Source organism: Caulobacter sp. ALps2, assembly GCF_058681635.1.
On the sequence record NZ_CM178743.1, the window covers coordinates 3,697,635 to 3,718,660 of the forward strand.

Consider the following 21,026-nt stretch of genomic DNA (forward strand, 5'->3'; position numbering starts at 1 on the left):
GCATGGTCCGAATCCACGTGACCCGCTACTCTCCAGCGATGCCCGCAGATGGTGCCCTCAATCTTCCGTCCAGCGTCTTCCTGGGCGTCGAGCGCTCGCTGAGCGGCCGCGCCTGGCGCGAGCGGCCGGCCGACATGGCCGTGGTGCGCGACATCCAGCAACGCCACGGCCTGACCGAGCCGCTCGCAAGGGCCCTGGTCTCGCGCGGCGTCACCCTGGATCACGCTGAACACTATCTGCGTCCTACTCTGAAGGCGCTGTTCCCCGACCCGTCCAGCTTCACCGACATGGACCGGGCGGCCGAGATCCTGATCGACGCCCTGGAGCAGGGGCGGCCGACCATGGTCTTCGCCGACTATGACGTCGACGGGGCCACCAGCGCCGCCCAACTGGTCCGCTGGTTCCGCTACATGGGCGTCGAGCTGCCCATCTACATTCCCGATCGCCTGACCGAGGGTTACGGCCCAAGCCCGGCGGCGTTCCGCAAGATCCGCGACGGCGGGGCCGAGCTGGTCGTGACCCTGGACTGCGGCGCGGCGGCCTATGACGCCATCACCAGCGCCGGCGAGATCGGCCTGGAGGTCGTGGTCATCGACCACCACCTGATGCGCGAGGACCCGCCGGCCGCCGCCGCCGTGGTCAATCCCAACCGTCCGGGGTGCCAGAGCGGGCAGGGGGTCTTGGCCGCCGCCGGCGTCACCTTCGTGCTGCTGGCCGCCCTGAACCGCGAGGCCCGCAAGCGCGGCCTGTTCACCGACGATCGTCCGCAGCCGGACTTGCGCCAGTGGCTGGACCTGGTGGCCCTGGGCGAGGTCTGCGACGTCACCCAGCTGGTCGGCTTCAACCGCGCGCTGACGGCTTTGGGGTTGCGCACCATGGGCGCCTGGGCCAATCCGGGGCTGAAGGCGCTGTTCGAAGTCGGCAAGGGCTCGGGCGATCCGTCCGTGTTCCACGCCGGCTTCATCCTGGGACCGCGGATCAATGCCGGCGGCCGCATCGGTCGCTCGGACCTGGGCGCGCGCCTCCTGTCCACGGACGATCCGCTGGAAGCCGCCGCTCTGGCCGAGGAGCTCGACGGCCTCAACACCGAACGCAAGGCCGTCGAGGCCGCCGTGGTCGAGGAGGCCGCGGCCCTGCTGGAGCGCGGCAGCAACTTCAATCCCGACGCGCCGGTGATCGTGGTCGCCGGCGACGACTGGCACCCCGGCGTCATCGGCATCGTCGCCGGCCGCCTGCGCGAGCGGTATCGCAAGCCGGTGGTGGTGATCGGCGTCGATCGCGCCGCCAATGTCGGCAAGGGCTCGGGTCGCTCGCAGCCTGGCGTGAACCTGGGTAAGGCGATCCAGGCGGCTTACGAGGCCGGCCTGCTGATGGCCGGCGGCGGCCACGCCATGGCGGCGGGCCTGTCGATTCGCCCCGACTCCATTCCCGAGCTGCGCGCCTTCCTGGAAGAGCGCTTGGCCGGCGAGATGGAGGCGGTGGGGGTCGAGTCGGTCGAGATCGACGCCCTGCTTCAGCCGCGCGCGGCGAATCGCGCGCTGCTCGACGACTTCCAGCGCTTGGCGCCGTTCGGCCCAGGCAATCCCGAACCGATGTTCGCCCTGAGCCAGGTGCGGCCAGACCGCGTCTCGGCGCTTAAGGGCGGGCACGTGCGTATGGACCTCGTCGGTCCGACCGGAGACCGCATCAAGGCGATCAGCTGGCGCAGCGCCGAAACGCCTCTGGGCCAGCGCCTGCTGGCCGGCGGCGGGGCCCTGGACGTCGTCGGTAAGCTGAAACCCGACGACTACATGGGCCGCAACGGCGTCCAGTTGGAGATCGAGGACGCCAACGATCCCAGGGCGCGTTACTCGGATTAGGCCCTTTGACGCGAGCGATGTAGGCGGACTGAAAAAATCCGTTTTCGGCGGCTTGCGCACCCCAAAGGTCGCGGCTATACACCCGCTTCCTCGCGGGGCCGTGGTCCCTTCGTCTATCGGTTAGGACGCCAGATTTTCAATCTGGAGAGAGGGGTTCGACTCCCCTAGGGACTGCCACCCGCGAGGACTATATATCGGCTATGTTCCGCTTTGGCGGTTATGTGGTCCCTTCGTCTATCGGTTAGGACGCCAGATTTTCAATCTGGAGAGAGGGGTTCGACTCCCCTAGGGACTGCCATCTCTGGCTGTATTTCAGAATTGTTGCTGTGATGTATCTGCGACGAAATGTCGCGGAACGCCTTTGCGCGCCGTTTTGACGTGATTTCGTCATTGACGGCTCTCGTAACGCGAGAACACTGTTCTCGTAGTGCTTGCTCCGATGGGCTGATTGGGCAAGCCAGAGGGGTGGGATGTCTGGTTTCGATTTTGAGGACGCTGCGGCGCACGAAGAGTTCGTGCGCATCAGCGGGAGGGTGAAGTGGTTCGACGCCGGCAAGGGCTATGGGTTCATCGTACCCGATGATCCCGGCCAGACCGGGCTGAAGGACGTGCTTCTACATGTGACGTCGCTGCGTAACTGCGGCCGCGAAACCGCCATGGAGGGGGCGGTTATCGTGTGTGACGTCGTGAAAAGGCCCAAGGGCTGGCAGGTCTGCGAGGTCGTCAATCTTGATGAAAGCTCCGCGCCCGCGCCGCTGGAGCGCCAGAGGCGGACCTTCGCCGACGGGCCGCCGCGCCGCGATCCTCTGCGGGAAGGCCATGGGCGTCACGCCCTGGAGCCCGAAGGGCCGGCCGAGCACGCCAAGGTCAAATGGTTCAACCGCACCAAGGGCTATGGCTTCGTGATCCGCGACGCCGAGCCAGGCGATATCTTCGTGCACATCGAGACGCTCCGCCGGGGCGGGCTCGAGGACCTGCAGCCGGGCGACGATGTCCTGGTGCGGTTCGCGCGGGGGCCCAAGGGCTTGGTGGTCGCGGAGATCACCGCCGGCGACGCCTGATTTCAGACGTTCGACTTCCGCCGTCTCTCGACGGAAGCTAGTCTTTCAGGGACTGGCTTTCGACGAGGTGGCGCGTGGTGGAGCGGATGATCGATAGAAGGGGCTTGCTGGCCGCGCTGACGCTTGGCGTCGGCGCGGGCGGGGAGGTCCTGGCCGCAACCAAGCTGGAGACGGTCGAGGTCGTCACCGGCCGCGGTCGGGCGCGCTTCCTGGTCGAGATCGCCGCCACCCCCGCTCAGCAGAAGCAGGGGCTGATGTTTCGTAAGTCCCTGGCCCCGGACCGGGGCATGCTCTTTACCTACAAGCGGCCGCAGCCGGCGGCCTACTGGATGAAGAACACGCTGATTCCGCTGGACATCATCTACATCGCGCCCAACGGGACCGTCCTGTCGATCATCCGCAACGCCCGTCCGCACGACGAGACGCCGCTGCCCTCGGGTGGCATGATCCTTGGCGTTCTGGAGATCGCGGGCGGTCGCGCGGCCCAGCTGGGAATCCTGCCTGGAGATCGCGTCTTGCACAGGATCTTTCCGAAGACGTGACGCTTTCGTTGATCCGCGCGTCAAACGCCTGTAGAGCACCCGCCTGCCGATGTTTCGGAGCGTAGCGCAGTCTGGTAGCGCGCCTGGTTTGGGACCAGGATGTCGCAGGTTCAAATCCTGCCGCTCCGACCATCGGCAAGGTACTTTGGAGAAGGTCATGCTGGCCCGCATCTATCGCCCCGCCAAGAACGCCATGCAGTCCGGCAAGGCCAAGACCAAGGACTGGGTGCTAGAGTTCGAACCGGCCTCGGCCCGCAGATCCGACCCGCTGATGGGCTGGACCCAGTCCAGCGACATGAACGGCCAGATCCGTCTGACCTTCGAGACCCGCGACGAGGCCGTGGCCTACGCCCAGCGTCACGAGATCGCCTTCCAGCTGTTCGAGCCGAAGACCCCCAAGCGGATCATCAAGGCCTACGCCGACAACTTCGCCGCCAACCGCAAGCAGCCCTGGACTCATTAGGGCGATTGCGGACTAGGCCGGCCAGCGCGCGCCCTTAGCTCAGCTGGATAGAGCACTCGCCTTCTAAGCGAGCGGTCGCTGGTTCGAATCCAGCAGGGCGCGCCACGCTACTGGTTCTTGAACTTGTCCCAGTGCTCGAAGTCGAAGGTAGGCTTCGGGCGCGTGGGGCGGACTTCGAACACCAGGGTGTCGCGGGACGGTTCGCCCTGGTCGCGGGTGACGGTGACGACCGCCGTGTGCATGCCCTCGGTCAGGTCCTTGGGCAGGTCGTAGCGCCAGATGTGGGGCGAGTGGTCGGCGCGTGAACCGCGCGGCTGGGGCGGCATCGGCGGCAGGCGTTTCTGGCGGCCCTGGACGTAGCCTTGGGTCTCCGGATCGCCCGAACGGCTTTGGATCGCGGTGCGAGCCATGGTCAGCTGACGTTGCAGGGCGAACGGATCCGACCAGGCCGAGCCGTTGCGCACGCCTTCGCCCTTCATCTCCTGGGTGCGGGTCATCGGCCGGGGCGCGGCGCCGTCGATGGCGACCATGACCTTGGTCGTCGAGTCGCCCATCCAGACGTCGGCGGTCAGCCAGCTCTGGCCGGCCAGGTCGGTCGGGGTCAGCATCTTCACGTCGGGCAGGTCCTGGACGCTGAGCGGCGGGACTGGATCGCGCTTGTCCTCCGGAGCGTCGCGCCAAGCGAAGATCTTGTCGGCCCAGTCGCGGAAGGCCGGGGTGCTGACCGACAGCCACATGGCCCGGTCGCGCGGCAGGCCACTGGCGCGGTAGTCGAGCCTGTAGTCGGTCCCGTTCACAGCGAAGTCGACATAGCCGCGCGGCGAGCCGTCGCCCTGAATACTCATCGGCGTGCCGTCGATGTCGTAGTCGCCGCCCCACCAGTCGCCGGCCACCGCGCCGGCCACCAGGTGGCGGAACGGGATGGTCGAGACGCCAACGGTCTCCTTCCAGCCGGCCATCGAGTCGCCGGCCGCCATGTTCTCCAATGTGTGGCTGTGGCCGGTCAGCGACAGGGCCGGGCGGCCCTTCACCAGGGCGTACAGCTCGTCGAGATTGGCCGTCTGGTGCGGCTGCGACTCGCTGTTGTCGAAGCCGACGAACGGGATGTGGGCGGCGAGCACCACCAGCTTCTTGGGATCGGTGGTTTTCAGGACATTCGCGATGAAGGTCATCTGGTCGGGCAGCAGGCGACCGGCATAGGTCTTCCAGTACTGCTCGCAGAACGGCCGCTCGCGGGCTTCGCGCGGGTCCTCGCCGCAGGGGAACGAGACGTTGTCCAGCACGATGAACACCGCCTGGCCCATCTCGAACGCGTAGTTGTTGGGGCCGTAGAGGCGCCGCCAGGTGTCGGAGCTGTCGATGTCGTGGTCGGCGTCGTGGTCGTAGTCGTGATTGCCCTGCACCCACCACTGCGGCGCGCCGATCGCGCCCATCACCTCGGCGGTGCGCGGGATCAGGTGCAGGTCGTCGCTGACGATGTCGCCCAGGGCCAGCAAGCAGGCGGGCTTCTTGGGCGCGTTGACCAGTTCGCGGACCAGGGAGTCGCGGACATAGCCGACCTCGATGTTGGACGCCGGCTGGACATCGCCCAGGACCGCGCATTCAAAGTTTTGACCGGGTTCTGTGGGAATGATTGGAAAGTTGATCGCCGAGGGCAGGGGGCCGGTCGGCGGCAGGCCGCCGTAGCGCAGCGCCTTGGGCGTGCCGGCCGGCTTGTGCTGGTAGGCGAAGCGCGGGACCCAGCGTTCGTCGGTGGGCACGCGCCAGCCGCTGGGCTGGACCACGAACACCGCCATGTCCGGACGGACGGGCAGGGCATAGCGGCCGGCCTTGTCGGTCAGGACGACCTCGCGGCTGTTGGAGACCTTCACGCCGGCCACGCCGCGTTCGCCCGCGTCCAGGCGGCCATTGTGGTTCGTGTCGTCGAACACGACGCCGGCGATCGTCCTGTCGTCCGTGCGTGCGTCGCGGCGCACGTCGATGGTCGCGAAGTAGGGATCGGCCGGCGCGGCCAGGGCGGCGTTGGCGCCGCCGCCGAGGATCGCCGCGCACAGCATGACGATCGGCAGGGAAGTCTTGGTCACCTGAAGCCTCTTCGCTGAAGACGTCGTTCTGTGGCGGACGTCTGACACATCCCTGTGAAGCCCGCGTGGCCGTGGCGATCTCATCGCCACGAACGGCTTCTATGTGGGTTTCGCGATGTTTGTGGTCAAAATACACACGAAGCGCAAGCCAATCTCTCGTGACATGAACATGAAATCAACAAATGTCACATCACATCCACAAAGTGCGGCTAAGGGAGACCGTGGCGAGGGGGCGGCGGCCGTGTGCACGGCCCGAAGCGCTCGTCGGGCACAAATTTCTCTTTGGGAGAGTCGGTCGTGAGGCAACACACTCGAGCCGGGCGGCGCCTGCGCGGCGTCATGGCGCTGCGCGCGCTGGCCCTGGTCAGCGCGAGCATTCCGGCGGTCGCGCTGATGACGGCGCCGGCCTTCGCGGAGGACTACACCAACGTCCAGGCCTCAGGCCGCGTGCAGTCGGCCGACGGCGCGCCAATCGCCGGGGCGGTGGTGCGGCTGACTTCGGAGGCCCTGGGCGTGAAACGCTCGGCCACGACCAACGCCAGCGGCGCCTATGTCGTCCCGCAGTTGACCCCGGGCGCCTACGCCGTCTCGGTCAGCGCGGACGGTTATGACGCCTATACGGAGGCGGGCGTGCTAATCAGCCGCGCGGGCGCCTCGAACCTCTTCACCCTGGCGCCGGTCGGCTCGGTCGAGGCCGTCGTGGTCAAGGCCGGCCGCATGCGCACGCCGGACTTCGAGATCACCACCACCGGCGCGGCCATCGAGATCGGCGAACTAGCCGAGCGCGTGCCGGTCGGTCGCTCATTGCGCGACATCGCCCTGATGTCGCCGGGCGTGGTGCAGGGCTCGTCCTCGGCCAACGGAACCTTCGCCAACCAGATCTCGATTTCGGGCGCCAGCTTCATCGAGAACGCCTTCTTCGTGAACGGCCTGAACATCACCAACTTCCGCATGGGCCTGCTGCCCGTGGAAGTGCCGTTCGACTTCTACAAGTCGGTGGAAGTGAAGACCGGCGGCTATCCGGCTGAGTTCGGCCGCTCCACCGGTGGCTTCGTCAACGCCATTACCAAGTCCGGCACCAACGTCTTCCACGGCGGCGTGACCGCGACCTGGGAGCCGGGTGATCTGCGTGACAGCGCCCCCAACACCTTCCGCAACAATTTCCAGGACTCCACGGCTAGCCGCGAGGAGTGGGTGGCCGAGCTGGGCGGGCCGATCATCAAGGATCGCCTGTTCTTTTACGGCCTCTACAACCAGCGCAAGCTGAAGACCTTCACGCCTCAGGCCACCGGCTCCAACGCCACGCGCGTCAGCGACGACGCGCCGTTCTGGGGCGGCAAGATCGACGGCTGGCTGACCTCCAAGCAGCACCTGGAGTTCACCTATTTCGACACCACCAAGGATGTGCGCAACCGCAGCCTGAACTACGACCCGACGACGAAGACGGTTGGCGCGGAGACTGGCGGCACCAACCAGCGTTCGGGCGGCGAGAACTACATCGGCCGCTACACCGGCACCTTCACGCCCTGGTTCACGCTGTCGGCCGCTTATGGCGTCAACAAGTTCCGGGATGGCCAGCTACCGCTGGACACCACCAATGAGCAGGTGGTCGACTACCGCACCAACACCGCGGGCGTGAACATCGGCCTGAACAAGGTCACCGACGCTCAGTCGTTCAACGATGACGAGCGGACGTTCTACCGCGCCGACGCCGACTTCAATTTCAACCTGTTCGGCGCCCACCACCTGCGGGTCGGCTACGACCACGAGAAGAACACGGCGACCCAATTCTTCGAGACGATCGGGCGTGGCGCCTTCAAGCTGTATCGCTCGACCGGCTCGGACCAGAGCAACCTGCCGGCCGGCGTTGAATATGTGACGACCCGCGTCTACCGCAACAGCGGCAGCTTCGGCACCGTCAACCAGGCGTTCTACGCCCAGGACCAGTGGTCGCTGTTCAATGACCGCCTGCAGGTCGAAGCTGGCGTCCGCAACGACCGCTTTGACAACCGCGACGCCGACGACGAGACCTTCTACGACCCGGGCAACCAGTGGGCGCCGCGCCTGTCGGTCTCCGGCGACCCCTTCGGCGATGGCAAGTCCAAGCTCTACGCCTTCTTCGGCCGCTACTACCTGCCACTGCCCAGCGATCTGTCGCTGAAGTTCGCCGGTTCACTGGTCACCTACACCCGCTACAACCGCCTGGACGGCGTCGGCGCCAACGGCGCGCCGTCCATCGGCGCGGCGATCACCACGGCCAACGGCGTGTCGGCCTGCCCGGATACCGGGGTGTCGAACTGCCTGGTTTCAGCCTCGGGCCTGGTGGCCGACACCGCCGAGTCGATCGCCCATAACCTCAAGCCGCAGTCGGCCGACGAGTTCGTGCTGGGCTACGAGCGCCGCTTCGGCGACCTGATCAAGGTGGGAGCCTACTTCACCCACCGCGAGCTGAACAACATCGTCGAGGATGTGGCCATCGACACCGGCGCGCGGGCCTATTGCGTGAAGGCCGGCTTCACCGCCGCCCAGTGCCAGTCCAGCTTCGGCGGCGGCCGCCAGTGGGTGATCGTCAATCCGGGCGAGGACGTGAAGATCCGTCTCAACAGCCTGCCGGACGGCTCCAAGCCGATCGTCACCCTGTCGGCGGCGGATCTGACCTATCCCAAGCCCAAGCGCGACTACAACGCCCTGACCGCCACCTTCGACCGGGCGTTCGACGGCAAGTGGTCGGTCTCGGGTTCGTATACCTGGGCCAGCCTGAAGGGCAATTACGAGGGCGGCGTGCGCTCGGAGAACGGCCAGCTGGCGATCAACACCACGGCCGACTTCGACTCGCCGGGCTTCTTGAACGGCGCTGATGGCTACCTGCCTAACCACCGTCGCCACACCTTCAAGGCCTATGGCAGCTATCAAGTGAACGACTGGCTGACCCTGGGCGGCAACGGCTTGGTCCAGTCGCCGCGCAAGTACAGCTGCATCGGCATCGTGCCCAGGGACGTCGACGCCACCGCCTACGGTTACCAGGGCTACGGCTTCTACTGCCAGGGCAAGGTCGTCGATCGCGGCTCGGCCTTCACGGGCGACTGGGTCACCCAGTTCAACGCCAGCGCCGTGGTGACCATCCCGACGCCGGGCGACCGGTTCGACGCCTCGCTGCGACTCGACGTGTTCAACCTGTTCAACTCGCACGCGGTGACGGCCTACCACGAGTTCGGCGACGTGGGCGGCAGCGGCGTGGCGGACACCAACTTCCGCAAGCCGGTCGACTACCAGACCCCGCGTTATGCGCGGATCCAGCTGCGCTTAGCCTTCTAGCGAGCGCTCGTCCCCGGCCGGTCTCCCCATTCCCCGCCGGCCGGGGGCGCCCTTCATCCACCGGGACTCACGGCATAGTGTCATCGAGGCCCGACAGAGACGGACACAGAATGCTCAAACGGTACGATCGTCAGCGCGACATCCTCAACCTGCTCGAGCCGAACCAGACGCGCGCGATCGCCGACATCGCCAAGGCGCTGTCGGTCTCCGAGGAGACGATCCGGCGCGAGCTGCGGGTGATGGAGGAGGCCGGGACGATCGTGCGCCTGCACGGCGCGGTCCGCCTGCCGCCGCAGGAGATCGAGGGGCCGTTCGACCTGCGTATGCAGAAAAACGTCGCGGGCAAGACCCGCATCGCCGAGGCGGTGGTCAAGTTCATCTCGGATGGCGACACCCTGTTCCTCGACAGCGGTTCGACCTCCTGCTTCGTGGCCAAGGCGCTGGGCGAGCATCGCCAACTGAAGATCATCACCAACTCGCTGGCCGTGGCCCAGGCGGTGCGCAAGGACCGGGGTCACACGCTGTTCCTGGCCGGCGGCGAACTGAACGAGGCCTACCAGGCCTTCTCTGACCGTCATGCCCAAGACTTCCTGGCGGGCTTCCGACCCAGCCTGTCGGTTCTGACCGTTGGAGCGGTGAACCTGGAGCACGGCCTGATGGACCACTCGCCCAGCGAGGCGATCATGAGCCGTATCGCCTACTCAACGGCCAGCCGGGTGTTGCTGGCGGTCGACCACGGCAAGTTCGGCCGCATCGGCCTGGTGCACACCGCTTCGCTGAATGAGGTCGACATCCTCGTCACCGACGCGGATCTGAGCCCGGCCTTCCAGGACGCCTTCAGCCACGCCGAGGTGGTGATCGCCTGAGCCAGCCGCAACCTCGGCTTCGCTGTCCAGCTGAGCGTTAACCATTGTGGGACCGGTTTTTGATTGCTTCGGCTTGGAAGCGCTCAGGTGAGCCAGTAGCGCCCGCCCCGCGCCGTGAAGCCTTCGCACACAAACGACCAGACGTTCGCCATCAGTTTGGACAGCATCTTCGTATCCTCCGTGCCTGATCTGGAGGCTGGGGGAGGCGAGGGCGCCGGCAAACGCCCGTGCGGGCCTCAGCGTCATCGGGCGATGAGAACGGCGCGCGATGCGGCGCCTTCGAAATGGATCGGCCTGCTTTTTCGGCATAACAGCCTGGGTGGAAACGCCGGTATGGCGTCTCGCCGGTATTACGATTGCGACAACTCGTAATATGGAAAACGCTTCCCTCAGCGAATTTTGGCAGCCAATTCGGAGGGAGCCGCTGATGAGTGTCCAGTTCACCCGCAAGCGTTTCATGGCGGTCTTGGCCGTGTCGACCCTGGCCTTGGCCTCATGCGGCCCCAAAAGCGCCGACAAGGCCGCCCCGGCTGCGTCCGCGGAGGCCGTCAAGAGCGAGTACAAGATCGGCTGGACCATCTACGCCGGCTGGATGCCGTGGGCCTACGCCCAGCAGTCAGGCATCGTGAAGAAGTGGGCCGACAAGTACGGTTTGAAGATCGATCTGGTGCAGATCAACGACTACGTGGAGTCGCTGAACCAGTACTCGGCCGGCAAGCTGGACGGCGTCACCGCCACCAACATGGACGCCCTGACCGTGCCGGCCGCCGCCGGCAAGGACACCACCGTGGTGATGATCGGAGACTACTCCAACGGCAACGATGGCGTGGTGCTGAAGAACGGCACGACCCTGGCCGAGCTCAAGGGCCGTCCGGTCAACCTCGTCGAGCTGTCGGTCTCGCACTACCTGCTGGCCCGCGCCCTGGAAAAGGCCGGCCTGAAGATGAGCGACGTCAAGACGATCAACACCTCGGACGCGGACATCGTCGCCGCTTTCGGCGCGGCCGACACCAAGGCCCTGGTGACCTGGAACCCGCAGTTGTCGGAAGTGAAGAAGGCGCCCGGCGCGACCGAGGTCTTCAACAGTTCTATGATCCCGGGCGAGATCCTGGACGGTCTGATGGTCAGCACCGATGCTCTGAAGGCCAATCCGAACCTGGGCAAGGCCCTGGCGGGCATCTGGTACGAGACCATGGCCCTGACCGTGGCCCAGACGCCGGAAGGCAAGGCGGCCCGCGAGCAGATGGCCAAGTTGTCGGGCGCGGACCTCGCCAGCTTCGAAGGCCAGCTGAAGACCACCTACCTCTATGCCGATCCGAAGGCGGCGCTGGCGGCCACGGTCAGCCCCGACCTCGTCACCGCCAACGACCGCGTGCGCAAGTTCAGCTTCAGCATGGGTCTGTTCGGCCAGGGCGCGAAGTCGGTCGACGACATCGGCATCAGCTTCCCGGGCGGCAAGACCCTGGGCGACCCCAAGAACGTCAAGCTGCGCTTCGACACGACCTACGTGCAGCAGGCGGCCGACGGTAAGCTCTAGCGATCATGCGCCTCCTCAACGTCAGGCCCCGGGGCGGTCTCGCGGTCCTGCTCGGGATGATCCCGCTGCTGGCCGCGGCGCTGCTCTACCTGATGGCCTCGCAGGCCCGTCACGCCGAAAACTCGCGCGACAAGCTGCTGCCGACGCCGACCGCCATGGTCGAGGCCGTGCAACTGATGGCCAGGGTCGACCCACTGACCGGCCATGCGCCGCTGCTGGTCGACACCCTGGCCAGCGTGGAGCGTATCGGCCTGGCTCTGCTGATCGCCACGGCGCTGAGCCTGATCCTGGGCTTGGGCCTGGGTCTGCTGCCGTTGCTGCGCGCCAAGTTCGGGCCGCTAGTGGCGGGGATCGCGGTGATCCCGCCCATTGCCGTCTTGCCGATCCTGTTCATCGTCTTCGGCCTGGGCGAGACGGCCAAGATCGCCCTGATCGTCATCGGGGTGACGCCGGTCATGGTCCGCGACCTGGCCGCCCACGTCGCCGCCATTCCCGAGGAACAGCTGGTCAAGGCCCAGACCCTGGGCTCCAGCACCTGGCAGCTGGCCGTCCGCGTGGCCTTGCCCCAGGCCATGCCGCGCTTGATCGACAGCCTGCGCCTCTCCTTGTGCCCAGCCTGGGTCTACCTGATCTCGGCCGAGGCCATCGCCGCCGACACGGGCCTGGGCTACCGCATCTTCCTTGTTCGCCGGTACCTGTCGATGGACATCATCCTGCCCTACGTCGCCTGGATCTCGATCCTGGCGGTGGCGATGGACGTCACGTTGCGGCTGATCGCCCACCGCGCCTACCCTTGGGCCTATCCGGAGAGGGCGCGCTGATGGGCGGCCTGCTGACCTTCCGCAACGTCTGGGTGGAGTACGGCGACAAGGTCGTGCTCGAAAGCGTCGACCTGTCGATCCAGCAGGGCAGCTTCGTCTCGATCGTCGGCCCGTCCGGGGCGGGCAAGAGCACCTTCCTGCGGCTGATCATCGGCCAAGAGAAGCCGACGCGCGGCGCCATAGACCTTGACGGCGGCAAGCTGCGCGCCGAGCCGGGGCCCGATCGCGGGGTGGTGTTCCAGAAGTATTCGGTGTTTCCGCACCTGTCGGCCCGCGACAATGTCGTCTTCGGCCTAGACTGCGCCGGCTCGCCGTTTCTGGGCAAGCTCGCCGGCGCGCGTCGCCGCAAGGCGCTGGAAGAGGCCGACGCCATGCTGGCCGCCGTGGGCCTTGCCGACAGCGGCGACCTCTATCCGGCCAAGCTGTCGGGCGGCATGCAGCAGCGCCTGGCCATCGCCCAGGCCCTGATTAAGAAGCCTCGCATCCTGTTGCTGGACGAGCCTTTCGGCGCCCTCGATCCTGGCGTGCGCCTGGACATGCACGAATTGATCACCAGCCTTTGGCGCGACAACGGCCTGACCATCATGATGGTCACCCACGACATCAAGGAGGCCTTCAAGTTGGGCACACGCGTGCTGGCCTTTGACAAGCGCCGCCGCGACCCGCATGCGCCACATCGCTACGGCGCGACGGCGGTCTACGACTTCCCGCTGGACAAGCCGGGAGCGATGGGGCCGGAAGCCTTGGTGGGACTGGGCGGGTAGGGCTTCACCTGCGACGCTGCACCGCAGCATCGCCTTCTTGTTGTGACAACGTTGTCACTCTATATGAGTGGCTCGAAGGGAGATTGTGCCCCTTCGCCTGTCGCAATGGAAAAACTGAATGTTCAGCCTGATCTATCTGACCCTGTCGGCTCTGAAGGCGGCTCGCGCCACGGCTTAAGGCCTCAAACCGCGAACCGTCGTCTCGCACGACCTTGAAAGGCCCGCGAACCTGGTTCGCGGGCTTTTTCGTTGTGCGGTGCGAAATCGCTAACTCGCAAGCGAAGCGATATAGGCCCGCCAACCGCCCAGGTGAGTGATGTCGGTCGCGCCATCGAGGGCGCGGGGCTCGGCGACGAAACCCTTCACCGAGGTTCCGTCCTCCAGGGTCACGGTGCCGATCGCCAGCGGGGCGGGGACCTCGGCCGTGAAGCCGCCGAACGCCTCGACATTTAGCTCATAGACCTCGACCTGGATCGAACTGCCGCCGTCGCCCACATGCACCAGCGCCGGCTTGGGCGGCGTCGAATTGGCGATGGCGTAGAGCTTGTAGGCTGGGGCCGTCTTGGTCGCCGTGACCAGCCGCGCCTCGCGCGAGGTCAGCTGCCAGTGCAGCGGCATGCCGCCCAGGTGGGCGCCGACCACGGCTAGCTTCACGCCGGGCTTGTGAGGCGTCAGGTCCAGAGGGGGCGTGTCGGCCATGGGGAAGGTCTCCAGATAGCGGCCGGCCAGGTCCAGCAGCGCGCGGTCGGCGAAGGCGGGGGCGACCAGGGTGACGCCAAAGCCCGTCCCATCGGCCCGGAAGCCGGCCGGAACGGCGAGGGCAGAGAGGTCCAGGAGGTTCACGAAGTTGGTGTAGAGGCCGAGATTGGCGTTCAGCGCCAAGGGCTCGGCCTTGAGTTCCGTCAGCCGATAGATGGTCGGTGTCGTCGGCAGGAAAAGAAAGTCGGCGACCTTCCAGATCGCCTCGGCCGCCCGGCGATAGCCTTCCAGCGCGTAGAGCCCTCGGAACGTCTCGACGCCGGTGACGGCCAGGCCGCCCTGCACGATGGCGCGTACGGTTGGCTCGATCGCGCTGGGCGTGGCGCGCAGCAGCGGCTCGACGGCGGCGGTGCGCTCGGCGACCCAGGGGCCGCTGTAGAGCAGCTTGGCCGCGTCCAGCAGCGGGGCGATGTCGACCTCGACGGCGACGCCGCCGGCGGCCTGCAGGCGCGCGATGGCGGTGGCGTAGAGGGTCTCCGACTCGCCGTCGCCGAAGAAGATGCGCTGATCGGGCAGGGGGACCGCGAAGCGGCGACCGCCGATGGGCGCGTCAGGCAGATGGCGGGAATAATCGTCCTCGGGATCGAAGGCGGCCAGAACCTTGTCCACGAGGGTCGCGCCGGCGATGTCAGCGGCGAAGACGCTGATGCAGTCTAGCGACCGGCAGGCGGGGACCAGGCCACGCGTACTCCAGCGCCCCTTGCTGGGCTTGAGGCCGACAAGGTGGTTAAACGCTGCCGGCACGCGACCCGAACCAGCGGTGTCGGTGCCGAGGGAAAAGGCGACCAGCCCAACCGCGACCGCCACGGCCGAGCCCGAGCTCGAGCCGCCGCTGACAAAGGCCTGGTTGAACACGCAACGCGGCGCGCCGTAGGGGCTGCGGGCGCCGACCAAGCCCGTGGCGAACTGATCGAGATTGGTCTTGCCGATCAGAACCGCCCCGGCCGCGACCAGGCGCTCGACGACGGTCGCGGAGCGCCCAGGGGTATAGGCGAAGGTCGGGCAGGCGGCCGTGGTCGGCAGGTCGCCGACGTCGATATTGTCTTTCACCGCGAACGGAACGCCGGCCAGCGGCAGGGTCTCGCCGGTGGCGATGCGGGCGTCCACCGCCCGGGCCTGGGCCAGGACAGCCTCGGCGGGCAGGCGCAGGATCCAGACCTGAGGCTGGATCACGTCATAGGCGGCGACCGCACCGAGCGCGGCCTGGACGACCTCGACGGCGCTGGCCCCGCCGTTCACGGCCTGGGCGATCGCTTCGACGGAGAGGCGTTCGAAGCTCACGCCGCGGCCTCTAGGTCCGGGGTGACGGCGATGACTGGCGCGCCGGCGGCGATGGATTGCGAGGGCTGGGCGTAGACGGCGCTCACGATCCCAGCGACTGGCGTGGAGACGTCGCACTCGGCCTTCATGGCCTCGATGATCGCGATAACCGCGCCGGCTTCCACCCGCTGGCCGGGTTCGACCAGCACCTTCCAGACATTGCCACCGAGCGGGGCCTCGACGAGGTCGGCGCCGGGCGGGACCTCCACGGCCGCCGTCGCTTCCTTGGCGTCGGCGAAACCGGACAGGGCCTCGACGCGAGCGAATTCTCCCTTGGCCTCCCAGTCGGCGCGCTCGGTGTCGAAGGCGGCTTGGCGCGTGGCCTGGAAGGCGGCGATGCTGTCGGCCTCCTCGGCCAGCATCTTGCGGTAGTCCGAGAGGCGGAAGGTCTCTTCTTCGATGCGGATCTGGCGGCGGCCCAGCGGGAAGTCGCGTCGCCACTCGGTCAGTTCGTCGGCGCTGACCGGGAAGAAGCGGATCTGGTCGAAGAAGCGCAGCAGCCAGGGCTTGCCGTCGGTGAAGGCCTCGGTCTGACGCCAGGTGTTCCAGACCTGGATCGTGCGGCCAAACAGCTGGTAGCCGCCCGGGCCCTCCATGCCGTAGATGCACATATAGGCGCCGCCGATGCCGACCACGTTGGGCGGCGTCCACGTGCGGGCGGGGTTGTACTTGGTGGTCACCAGGCGATGACGTGGGTCGACCGGCGTGGCGACCGGCGCGCCCAGATAGACGTCGCCCAGGCCCATGACCAAATAGCTGGCGTCGAAGACGATCCGCTTAACGTCCTCGATGCTGTTCAGGCCGTTGACGCGACGGATGAACTCGATGTTGTCCGGACACCAGGGCGCGTCGTCGCGCACGGCCTGCATGTACTTGTCGATGGTCTGGTAGATCGCCGGGTCTTTCCACGACAGCGGCAGGTGGACGACGCGCGAGAGGATCTCGAAGTCGTCCAGTCCGCCCAGCCGGTCCTCGGCGGCGACCAGGATTTCCAACAGCTTGGCCTGGGTCAGGCGGCGGCTGTCATAGTGGACCTGCAGCGAGCGGATGCCCGGCGTCAGGTCGATGACCCCCTCCAGCGCCTGAGCCTGGAGGTCCAGCAGCAGAGCGTGGATGCGCAGACGCAGCTCCAGATCCAGTACGATCGGGCCGTATTCGACCAGCAGATGCTGGTCGCCCTGGCGTCGGTAGAGCACGCGCGAACGGTGGCCGTCTTGCGGTAGCTCGTGGAGGATCGGACTGGCCTGCTCGTCCACCGGCGGCGAGGCCGGTTCAGGCGAGGCCGCGAGGTTGGCGATCAGGGCCTCCTGCGCCTCGAGCGCCTCAGCGGCCGTCGCGTCGTTGACCACGGCGAAGCGGACTGTGTCGCCCGGCGCCAGCTGGCCGGCTTTCCAGAGGTCGGCCTCGATGATCACGAACGGACAGACGAAGCCGCCCAGCGACGGGCCGTCCGGGCCCAGGATGATCGGCATGTCGCCGGTGAAGTCGACGGCCCCGATGGCGTAGGCGTTGTCGTGGATGTTGGACGGGTGCAGTCCGGCCTCGCCGCCGTCGCGCCGCGCCCATTCGGGCTTGGGGCCAACCAGGCGCACGCCGGTGCGGTTGGAGTTGTAGTGCACCTTCCAGTCCGTGCCGCCGATCATGGCGACGTCGGCGGGCGTGAAGAAGTCCGGAGCGCCATGCGGGCCAGGCAGGACACGGATGGTCCAGGCTTTGGTCGTTTCGGGCCACAGGTTCTCGGCCAGGGCTGGCGCCGTGGTCGCGACCGCTGGCACGAGGCGCAGAGCGTCGCCGGCTGTCAAGTTGCGCCCGGCATGGCCGCCGAAGCCGCCCAGGGTGAAGGTCGAACGGCTGCCCAGATAGGCCGGCATGTCCAAGCCGCCTTGGAAAAGCAGATAGCCGCGCAAGCCGGCCTCGATCACCCGGCCGATCTTCAGCACCTGGCCGGGCCGGATCGTCAGCGGCGCGTAGGGTTCGACCGCCGCGCCGTCCAGGCGCGCGTCGAAGCGGGCGCCAGTCAGGCAAACGACGGCGGCGCGGTTGAACTTGATCGTCGGGCCGAGGGCGGTGATCTCCAACCCGGCCGCGTCGGTCGTGTTGCCTAGCAACCGATTGCCGAGGCGGAACGCGAAGGCGTCCATAGGGCCAGATGGTGGCACACCGACGTCCCAGTAGCCTTGCCGGCCTGGCCAGTCCTGCACCGTGGTGGCCGGGCCGCCGCTCAGCACCTGGATGGTGTCGGGCGTCCAGGTCACGGTTTCCAGGGCGCGGGTCGAGACCTGGCCGGTCACGAACGGTTCGCTGCGAACCACGGCGCGCAGCCAGTCCAGGTTGGTCTCGATACCGGCCAGACGCGTCTCGTCCAGGGCCTGCTGCAAGGCCACGACGGCCGCCTCGCGATCCGGCGCGGTGACGATCAGCTTGGCCAGCAGCGGGTCATAGAAGGCGCTGACCTCGGTCCCGTCGACCACCCAGCCGTCGGCTCGGACGCCGTCCGGGAAAGTCACCTGGGTGAGCACGCCTGAGCTGGGGCGATAGTCCTGGGCCGGATCCTCGGCATAGAGGCGGACCTGGATCGACGCGCCCTTGGGCTCGGGCGGCGGGACGTCGAGGAAGGCGAAGTCGCCGGCCGCGCCGCGCACCATCCATTCCACGATATCGACGCCGGTGACCTGCTCGGTCACGCCGTGCTCGACCTGCAAGCGGGTGTTCACCTCCAGGAAGAAGAAATCGTCGCGGTCGGCATCGTACAGGAACTCGACCGTGCCGGCCGAGCGGTAGTCGGCCGCCGAGGTCAGGCGGACGGCCGCGTCCAGCAGGGCCGCGCGGGTGGCGGCGGGCAGGCCGGGGGCGGGGGTCTCCTCGACGACCTTCTGGTTGCGGCGTTGCAGGGAACAGTCGCGCTCGCCCAGGGCCACGACCTTGCCGGCGCCGTCGCCGAACACCTGCACCTCGACGTGGCGGGCCTTCCGGACATAGCGCTCCAGGAAGACGCCGCCGTCGCTGAAATTGCCGGTCGCCAGGCGCTGGACGGCCGCGAAGGCTTCCTCGACGGCCTCGGCGGTTTCGCAGACCCGCATGCCGATGCCGCCGCCGCCGGCCGTGGCCTTGAGGATCACGGGGAAGCCGATCCGCTCCGCCGCCTCCAGCGCCGCCCGCGGATCGACCAGTAGGTCGGTGCCGGGCGCCAGCGGCACGCCATGCGCCTGGGCCAGGTCCCGGGCCGTGTGCTTCAGGCCGAAGGCGCGGATATTGTCGGGCGTTGGGCCGATGAAGGCCACGCCCGCGTCCTCGCAGGCTTGGGCGAACGCGGCGTTCTCGCTGAGGAAGCCGTAACCGGGGTGGATCGCTTGGGCTCCGGTCGCCTTGGCGGCGGCCAGCACCAGGTCGGCGCGCAGGTAGCTCTCGGCGGCCGGGGCGGGGCCCAGGCGCACGGCCTCGTCGGCGAGCGACACGTGCAACGAGCCGGCGTCGGCGTCGCTGAACACCGCCACCGACTTCACGCCCATGACATTCAGTGTACGGATGATGCGGCACGCGATGGCGCCGCGGTTGGCGATCAGGACCTTGTCGAACATCGGTAGGGTCCTACTGGGCGATGATCATGCGTACCGGCGTCGGGTTGAAGCCGTTGCAGGGGTTGTTGATCTGGGGGCAGTTGGAGACGACGACGATGACGTCCATCTCGGCGCGGAGGTCGACGAACAGGCCGGGCGCCGAGATGCCGTCGACGATGCCCAAGGCTCCGTCGGCCTCGACCGGCACGTTCATGAACCAGTTGACGTTGCTGACCATGTCGCGCTTGCCGCGTCCCTGGCTGGCGTTGGCGACCAGGAAGTTCTCGACGCAGGCGTGTTGGCCTTTGGTGTGATGGCCATAGCGCAGAGTGTTGCTCTCGCATGAGCAGGCCCCGCCGATGGTGTCGTGATAGGCCACGGCGGTCGCCGTTACCGTCATCATCGGCGCGCCCTCGTTGGACAGCAGCACCGAGCCCTCGCGGAGGAAGATGTTCTTCTGGGCGGCGATGGTGTCCTGGGCGCTGTAGCGCTCGGTGTCGTCGGCGGCGCTGTAGGCCAGGAAGTCGACGGCCTGGTTGCCCTCCAAATCGACGATGCGCAGCGTCTGCCCGGCTTTCACAGCGTGCACCCAGGGCGCACGCGCGGGGACAACCTCGTCGTGGACGATGTGGGCGAGGGGCGGAGGATCGAACGCCATGACGGGGCCTCAGCGCGAGAAGTAGTCTTCGACGTTCAGGAAGGCGCGCAGGCCCTCGGGCGTCGCGATGCGTATCGGGTCATCGGCGGGCGTGATCGGGCCACGCCAAGCGGTGGCGCGCACCGGGGTCACGGCGTAGGTCTCGCGCGGGTCCAGAACGTGGGGGCAGTTCGCCAGGACCACGATCAGGTCCATCTCGGCGCGTAGAGTGAGAGTGCGGCCGGCGACGTAGGGACCGACATCGATCACCGTCTCGCCGCCCTGGCCGATACGCACCTCCTTGAAGAGGTTCAGGCAGGGATGGATGTCCTTGCGGCCCAGGCCGAACTTGGCCACGCCCAGTGAGAAGCGGTCGCGGGCGTTGGGATGGGCGCCGTGGTTGAAGCCGTCGCCGTATTTGCGGGCGTTGCTGGCCTGGTTCGAGGCGCCGCAGAAGGCGTCGTGCGTCCCGGCCTCGTCCTTGATGATGCTGGCCAGAACCCGGCCCATGTCGGACAGCAGCAGGCGGCCCTGGCCGAGGTAGCCGTTCCACTGGACTTTCAGGGTGTCGGCGATGTTGAGGCGCTCGATCGGCCGCTCGGCGTTGAAGATCAGCAGCGAGACGGCCGCGTCGCCGGCGAGATCCGTCAGGCGCAGGCGTGAGCCCCGGGCGATCTGGCGGCTGGCGTAGCCGCCCGGCGCGATGGTCTCGTCCCAGACCACGTCACTAGCCGAGACGCCTGGCGGCAGGTCGGCGGCCGCGCTGGCCGGCACGGTCGGCATGGCCTCGACACGCGTCCCGGCCTGGGCGCGGGCATGAGCCTGGGCGGCGTACGGCGTAGCGGTTTCGGTCATGGGGACTCTCCGTCGGGCTCGTCGCCGTGGAAGTGCAGCGGCGGCAGCAGGGCGGTGGTGGTGACGAGCTTGATCTGCTGGACGCCGCGCACCTTGCGCAGGTCGTCGCACAGCTGCTGGAGGCGCTCGGACGGCCCCTGGACCAACAGGACCTCCATGGCCTGGTCGTCCTCCAAGAAGACGTTCTGGGCCGAGATCACCTCTTTTACGTACCCCAGCTGCGTCTGGGCCAAGGCGTGACGGACTCGGCCGCTTTCGGCTCGGTAGATAAGGGTTATGGTGCCTGCCAGCACCGCGTCGGGCCGCTCGCCGCTGTGCTCGGCCAGCTCGTGACGGATCAGCTCGGCGATCATCTGCGAGCGGCTGGGCAGGCCGCGCTCGGCGACCATGGCGTCGAGCTGGGTCATCAGCTCGGCCGGTAGGCTGATGCTCAAACGCGCCAGGGTGGAAGTGGACGTATCCATGTCGGGCATCCCATCGTCGATATTACGAAGAGTTCAATATGTAATACTGGGTGCGCCGTAGGGCGAGCCTCGGGCGCCTCGATTTTGGGCGGGCGGCGTACGATCCTTGCGCAGCGACGCTC

The 21,026-nt window shown here is 67.4% G+C and carries 14 protein-coding genes, 4 tRNA genes and 1 pseudogene; 13 read left to right on the forward strand and 6 right to left on the reverse strand.

Translation table 11 applies throughout. The features are described from left to right. Positions 1 to 38 precede the first annotated feature (38 nt). The 8 genes and pseudogenes from recJ to ACW173_RS17705 all read left to right on the forward strand — a co-directional run bounded on the left by recJ (position 39) and on the right by ACW173_RS17705 (position 4,030). Positions 39 to 1,859 carry a single-stranded-DNA-specific exonuclease RecJ gene (gene recJ / locus ACW173_RS17670; RefSeq protein WP_492081399.1) on the forward strand — a complete coding sequence of 607 codons (1,821 nt, stop codon included), beginning with the start codon at positions 39 to 41 and terminating at the stop codon, positions 1,857 to 1,859. Positions 1,860 to 1,961: 102 nt separating this feature from the next. Further along, positions 1,962 to 2,036, forward strand: a tRNA-Glu gene (locus tag ACW173_RS17675). A gap of 46 nt (positions 2,037 to 2,082) precedes the next feature. Beyond that, positions 2,083 to 2,157: transfer RNA gene (locus tag ACW173_RS17680), tRNA-Glu, on the forward strand. Positions 2,158 to 2,329: 172 nt separating this feature from the next. Beyond that, positions 2,330 to 2,920, forward strand: a complete 591-nt coding sequence (gene cspD, locus ACW173_RS17685) for a stationary phase survival cold shock domain protein CspD (RefSeq protein WP_492081400.1) — start codon at positions 2,330 to 2,332, stop codon at positions 2,918 to 2,920. Then, positions 2,850 to 3,462, forward strand: a pseudogene (locus ACW173_RS17690) (DUF192 domain-containing protein). Before cspD ends, ACW173_RS17690 begins: the two are co-directional and overlap by 71 nt. Positions 3,463 to 3,517: 55 nt before the next feature. Then, positions 3,518 to 3,594 (forward strand) — tRNA-Pro (locus ACW173_RS17695). Between the two features lie 25 nt (positions 3,595 to 3,619). Continuing rightward, on the forward strand, positions 3,620 to 3,925 hold the full coding sequence (locus ACW173_RS17700; protein ID WP_492081401.1) for an ETC complex I subunit: 306 nt from the start codon (positions 3,620 to 3,622) through the stop codon (positions 3,923 to 3,925). Between the two features lie 28 nt (positions 3,926 to 3,953). Continuing rightward, positions 3,954 to 4,030: transfer RNA gene (locus ACW173_RS17705), tRNA-Arg, on the forward strand. Positions 4,031 to 4,032: 2 nt separating this feature from the next. Here the strand turns inward: ACW173_RS17705 and ACW173_RS17710 are convergent. Continuing rightward, positions 4,033 to 6,009, reverse strand: coding sequence for a calcineurin-like phosphoesterase C-terminal domain-containing protein (locus ACW173_RS17710; protein WP_492081402.1), 1,977 nt, complete (start codon positions 6,007 to 6,009; stop codon positions 4,033 to 4,035). Between the two features lie 297 nt (positions 6,010 to 6,306). Between ACW173_RS17710 and ACW173_RS17715 the strand changes: the two genes are divergently transcribed. From ACW173_RS17715 to ACW173_RS17735, 5 genes are all read left to right on the forward strand, one after another. After that, positions 6,307 to 9,324 carry a TonB-dependent receptor gene (locus tag ACW173_RS17715; protein WP_492081403.1) on the forward strand — a complete coding sequence of 1,006 codons (3,018 nt, stop codon included), beginning with the start codon at positions 6,307 to 6,309 and terminating at the stop codon, positions 9,322 to 9,324. 110 nt (positions 9,325 to 9,434) lie between these two features. After that, entirely contained in the window at positions 9,435 to 10,190 is a 756-nt protein-coding gene (locus ACW173_RS17720) for a DeoR/GlpR family DNA-binding transcription regulator (protein ID WP_492081404.1), read from the forward strand. 427 nt (positions 10,191 to 10,617) lie between these two features. Then, the gene (locus ACW173_RS17725) at positions 10,618 to 11,727 is read left to right on the forward strand and encodes a putative urea ABC transporter substrate-binding protein (protein WP_492081405.1); all 1,110 of its coding nucleotides are present in this window, start codon (positions 10,618 to 10,620) and stop codon (positions 11,725 to 11,727) included. Positions 11,728 to 11,732: 5 nt separating this feature from the next. After that, entirely contained in the window at positions 11,733 to 12,548 is an 816-nt protein-coding gene (locus ACW173_RS17730) for an ABC transporter permease (protein ID WP_492081406.1), read from the forward strand. Then, positions 12,548 to 13,312, forward strand: coding sequence for an ABC transporter ATP-binding protein (locus ACW173_RS17735; protein ID WP_492081407.1), 765 nt, complete (start codon positions 12,548 to 12,550; stop codon positions 13,310 to 13,312). The genes ACW173_RS17730 and ACW173_RS17735 overlap by 1 nt, the downstream gene beginning before the upstream one ends. Positions 13,313 to 13,579: 267 nt before the next feature. Here the strand turns inward: ACW173_RS17735 and atzF are convergent, their stop codons facing one another. From atzF to ACW173_RS17760, 5 genes are read right to left on the reverse strand one after another with little or no spacing between them, the layout of a single operon-like run. Continuing rightward, positions 13,580 to 15,352 (reverse strand): allophanate hydrolase, encoded by a 1,773-nt coding sequence (gene atzF, locus ACW173_RS17740; RefSeq protein WP_492081408.1) that lies wholly within the window; start codon positions 15,350 to 15,352, stop codon positions 13,580 to 13,582. Beyond that, on the reverse strand, positions 15,349 to 18,969 hold the full coding sequence (uca, locus tag ACW173_RS17745) for an urea carboxylase (protein WP_492081409.1): 3,621 nt from the start codon (positions 18,967 to 18,969) through the stop codon (positions 15,349 to 15,351). The genes atzF and uca overlap by 4 nt, the downstream gene beginning before the upstream one ends. Before the next feature lie 10 nt (positions 18,970 to 18,979). Next, complete coding sequence (locus ACW173_RS17750; protein WP_492081410.1) at positions 18,980 to 19,606, reverse strand: urea amidolyase associated protein UAAP2; 627 nt, start codon at positions 19,604 to 19,606, stop codon at positions 18,980 to 18,982. A 9-nt stretch (positions 19,607 to 19,615) separates the two neighbouring features. Next, a complete protein-coding gene (locus tag ACW173_RS17755; RefSeq protein WP_492081411.1) occupies positions 19,616 to 20,440 on the reverse strand; it encodes an urea amidolyase associated protein UAAP1 in 825 nt (274 codons plus the stop codon). After that, the gene (locus tag ACW173_RS17760) at positions 20,437 to 20,913 is read right to left on the reverse strand and encodes a CopG family ribbon-helix-helix protein (protein ID WP_492081412.1); all 477 of its coding nucleotides are present in this window, start codon (positions 20,911 to 20,913) and stop codon (positions 20,437 to 20,439) included. Before ACW173_RS17760 ends, ACW173_RS17755 begins: the two co-directional genes overlap by 4 nt. Positions 20,914 to 21,026: the final 113 nt, after the last annotated feature.

Excerpts from the sequence above, each read along its gene's own strand:
- recJ (WP_492081399.1), top strand. The coding sequence starts at position 39 with ATGCCCGCAGATGGTGCCCTCAATCTTCCGTCCAGCGTCTTCCTGGGC.
- cspD (WP_492081400.1), top strand. The coding sequence starts at position 2,330 with ATGTCTGGTTTCGATTTTGAGGACGCTGCGGCGCACGAAGAGTTCGTG.
- ACW173_RS17700 (WP_492081401.1), top strand. The coding sequence starts at position 3,620 with ATGCTGGCCCGCATCTATCGCCCCGCCAAGAACGCCATGCAGTCCGGC.
- ACW173_RS17720 (WP_492081404.1), top strand. The coding sequence starts at position 9,435 with ATGCTCAAACGGTACGATCGTCAGCGCGACATCCTCAACCTGCTCGAG.
- ACW173_RS17725 (WP_492081405.1), top strand. The coding sequence starts at position 10,618 with ATGAGTGTCCAGTTCACCCGCAAGCGTTTCATGGCGGTCTTGGCCGTG.
- ACW173_RS17730 (WP_492081406.1), top strand. The coding sequence starts at position 11,733 with ATGCGCCTCCTCAACGTCAGGCCCCGGGGCGGTCTCGCGGTCCTGCTC.
- ACW173_RS17735 (WP_492081407.1), top strand. The coding sequence starts at position 12,548 with ATGGGCGGCCTGCTGACCTTCCGCAACGTCTGGGTGGAGTACGGCGAC.
- uca (WP_492081409.1), bottom strand. The coding sequence starts at position 18,969 with ATGTTCGACAAGGTCCTGATCGCCAACCGCGGCGCCATCGCGTGCCGC.
- ACW173_RS17750 (WP_492081410.1), bottom strand. The coding sequence starts at position 19,606 with ATGGCGTTCGATCCTCCGCCCCTCGCCCACATCGTCCACGACGAGGTT.
- ACW173_RS17755 (WP_492081411.1), bottom strand. The coding sequence starts at position 20,440 with ATGACCGAAACCGCTACGCCGTACGCCGCCCAGGCTCATGCCCGCGCC.
- ACW173_RS17760 (WP_492081412.1), bottom strand. The coding sequence starts at position 20,913 with ATGCCCGACATGGATACGTCCACTTCCACCCTGGCGCGTTTGAGCATC.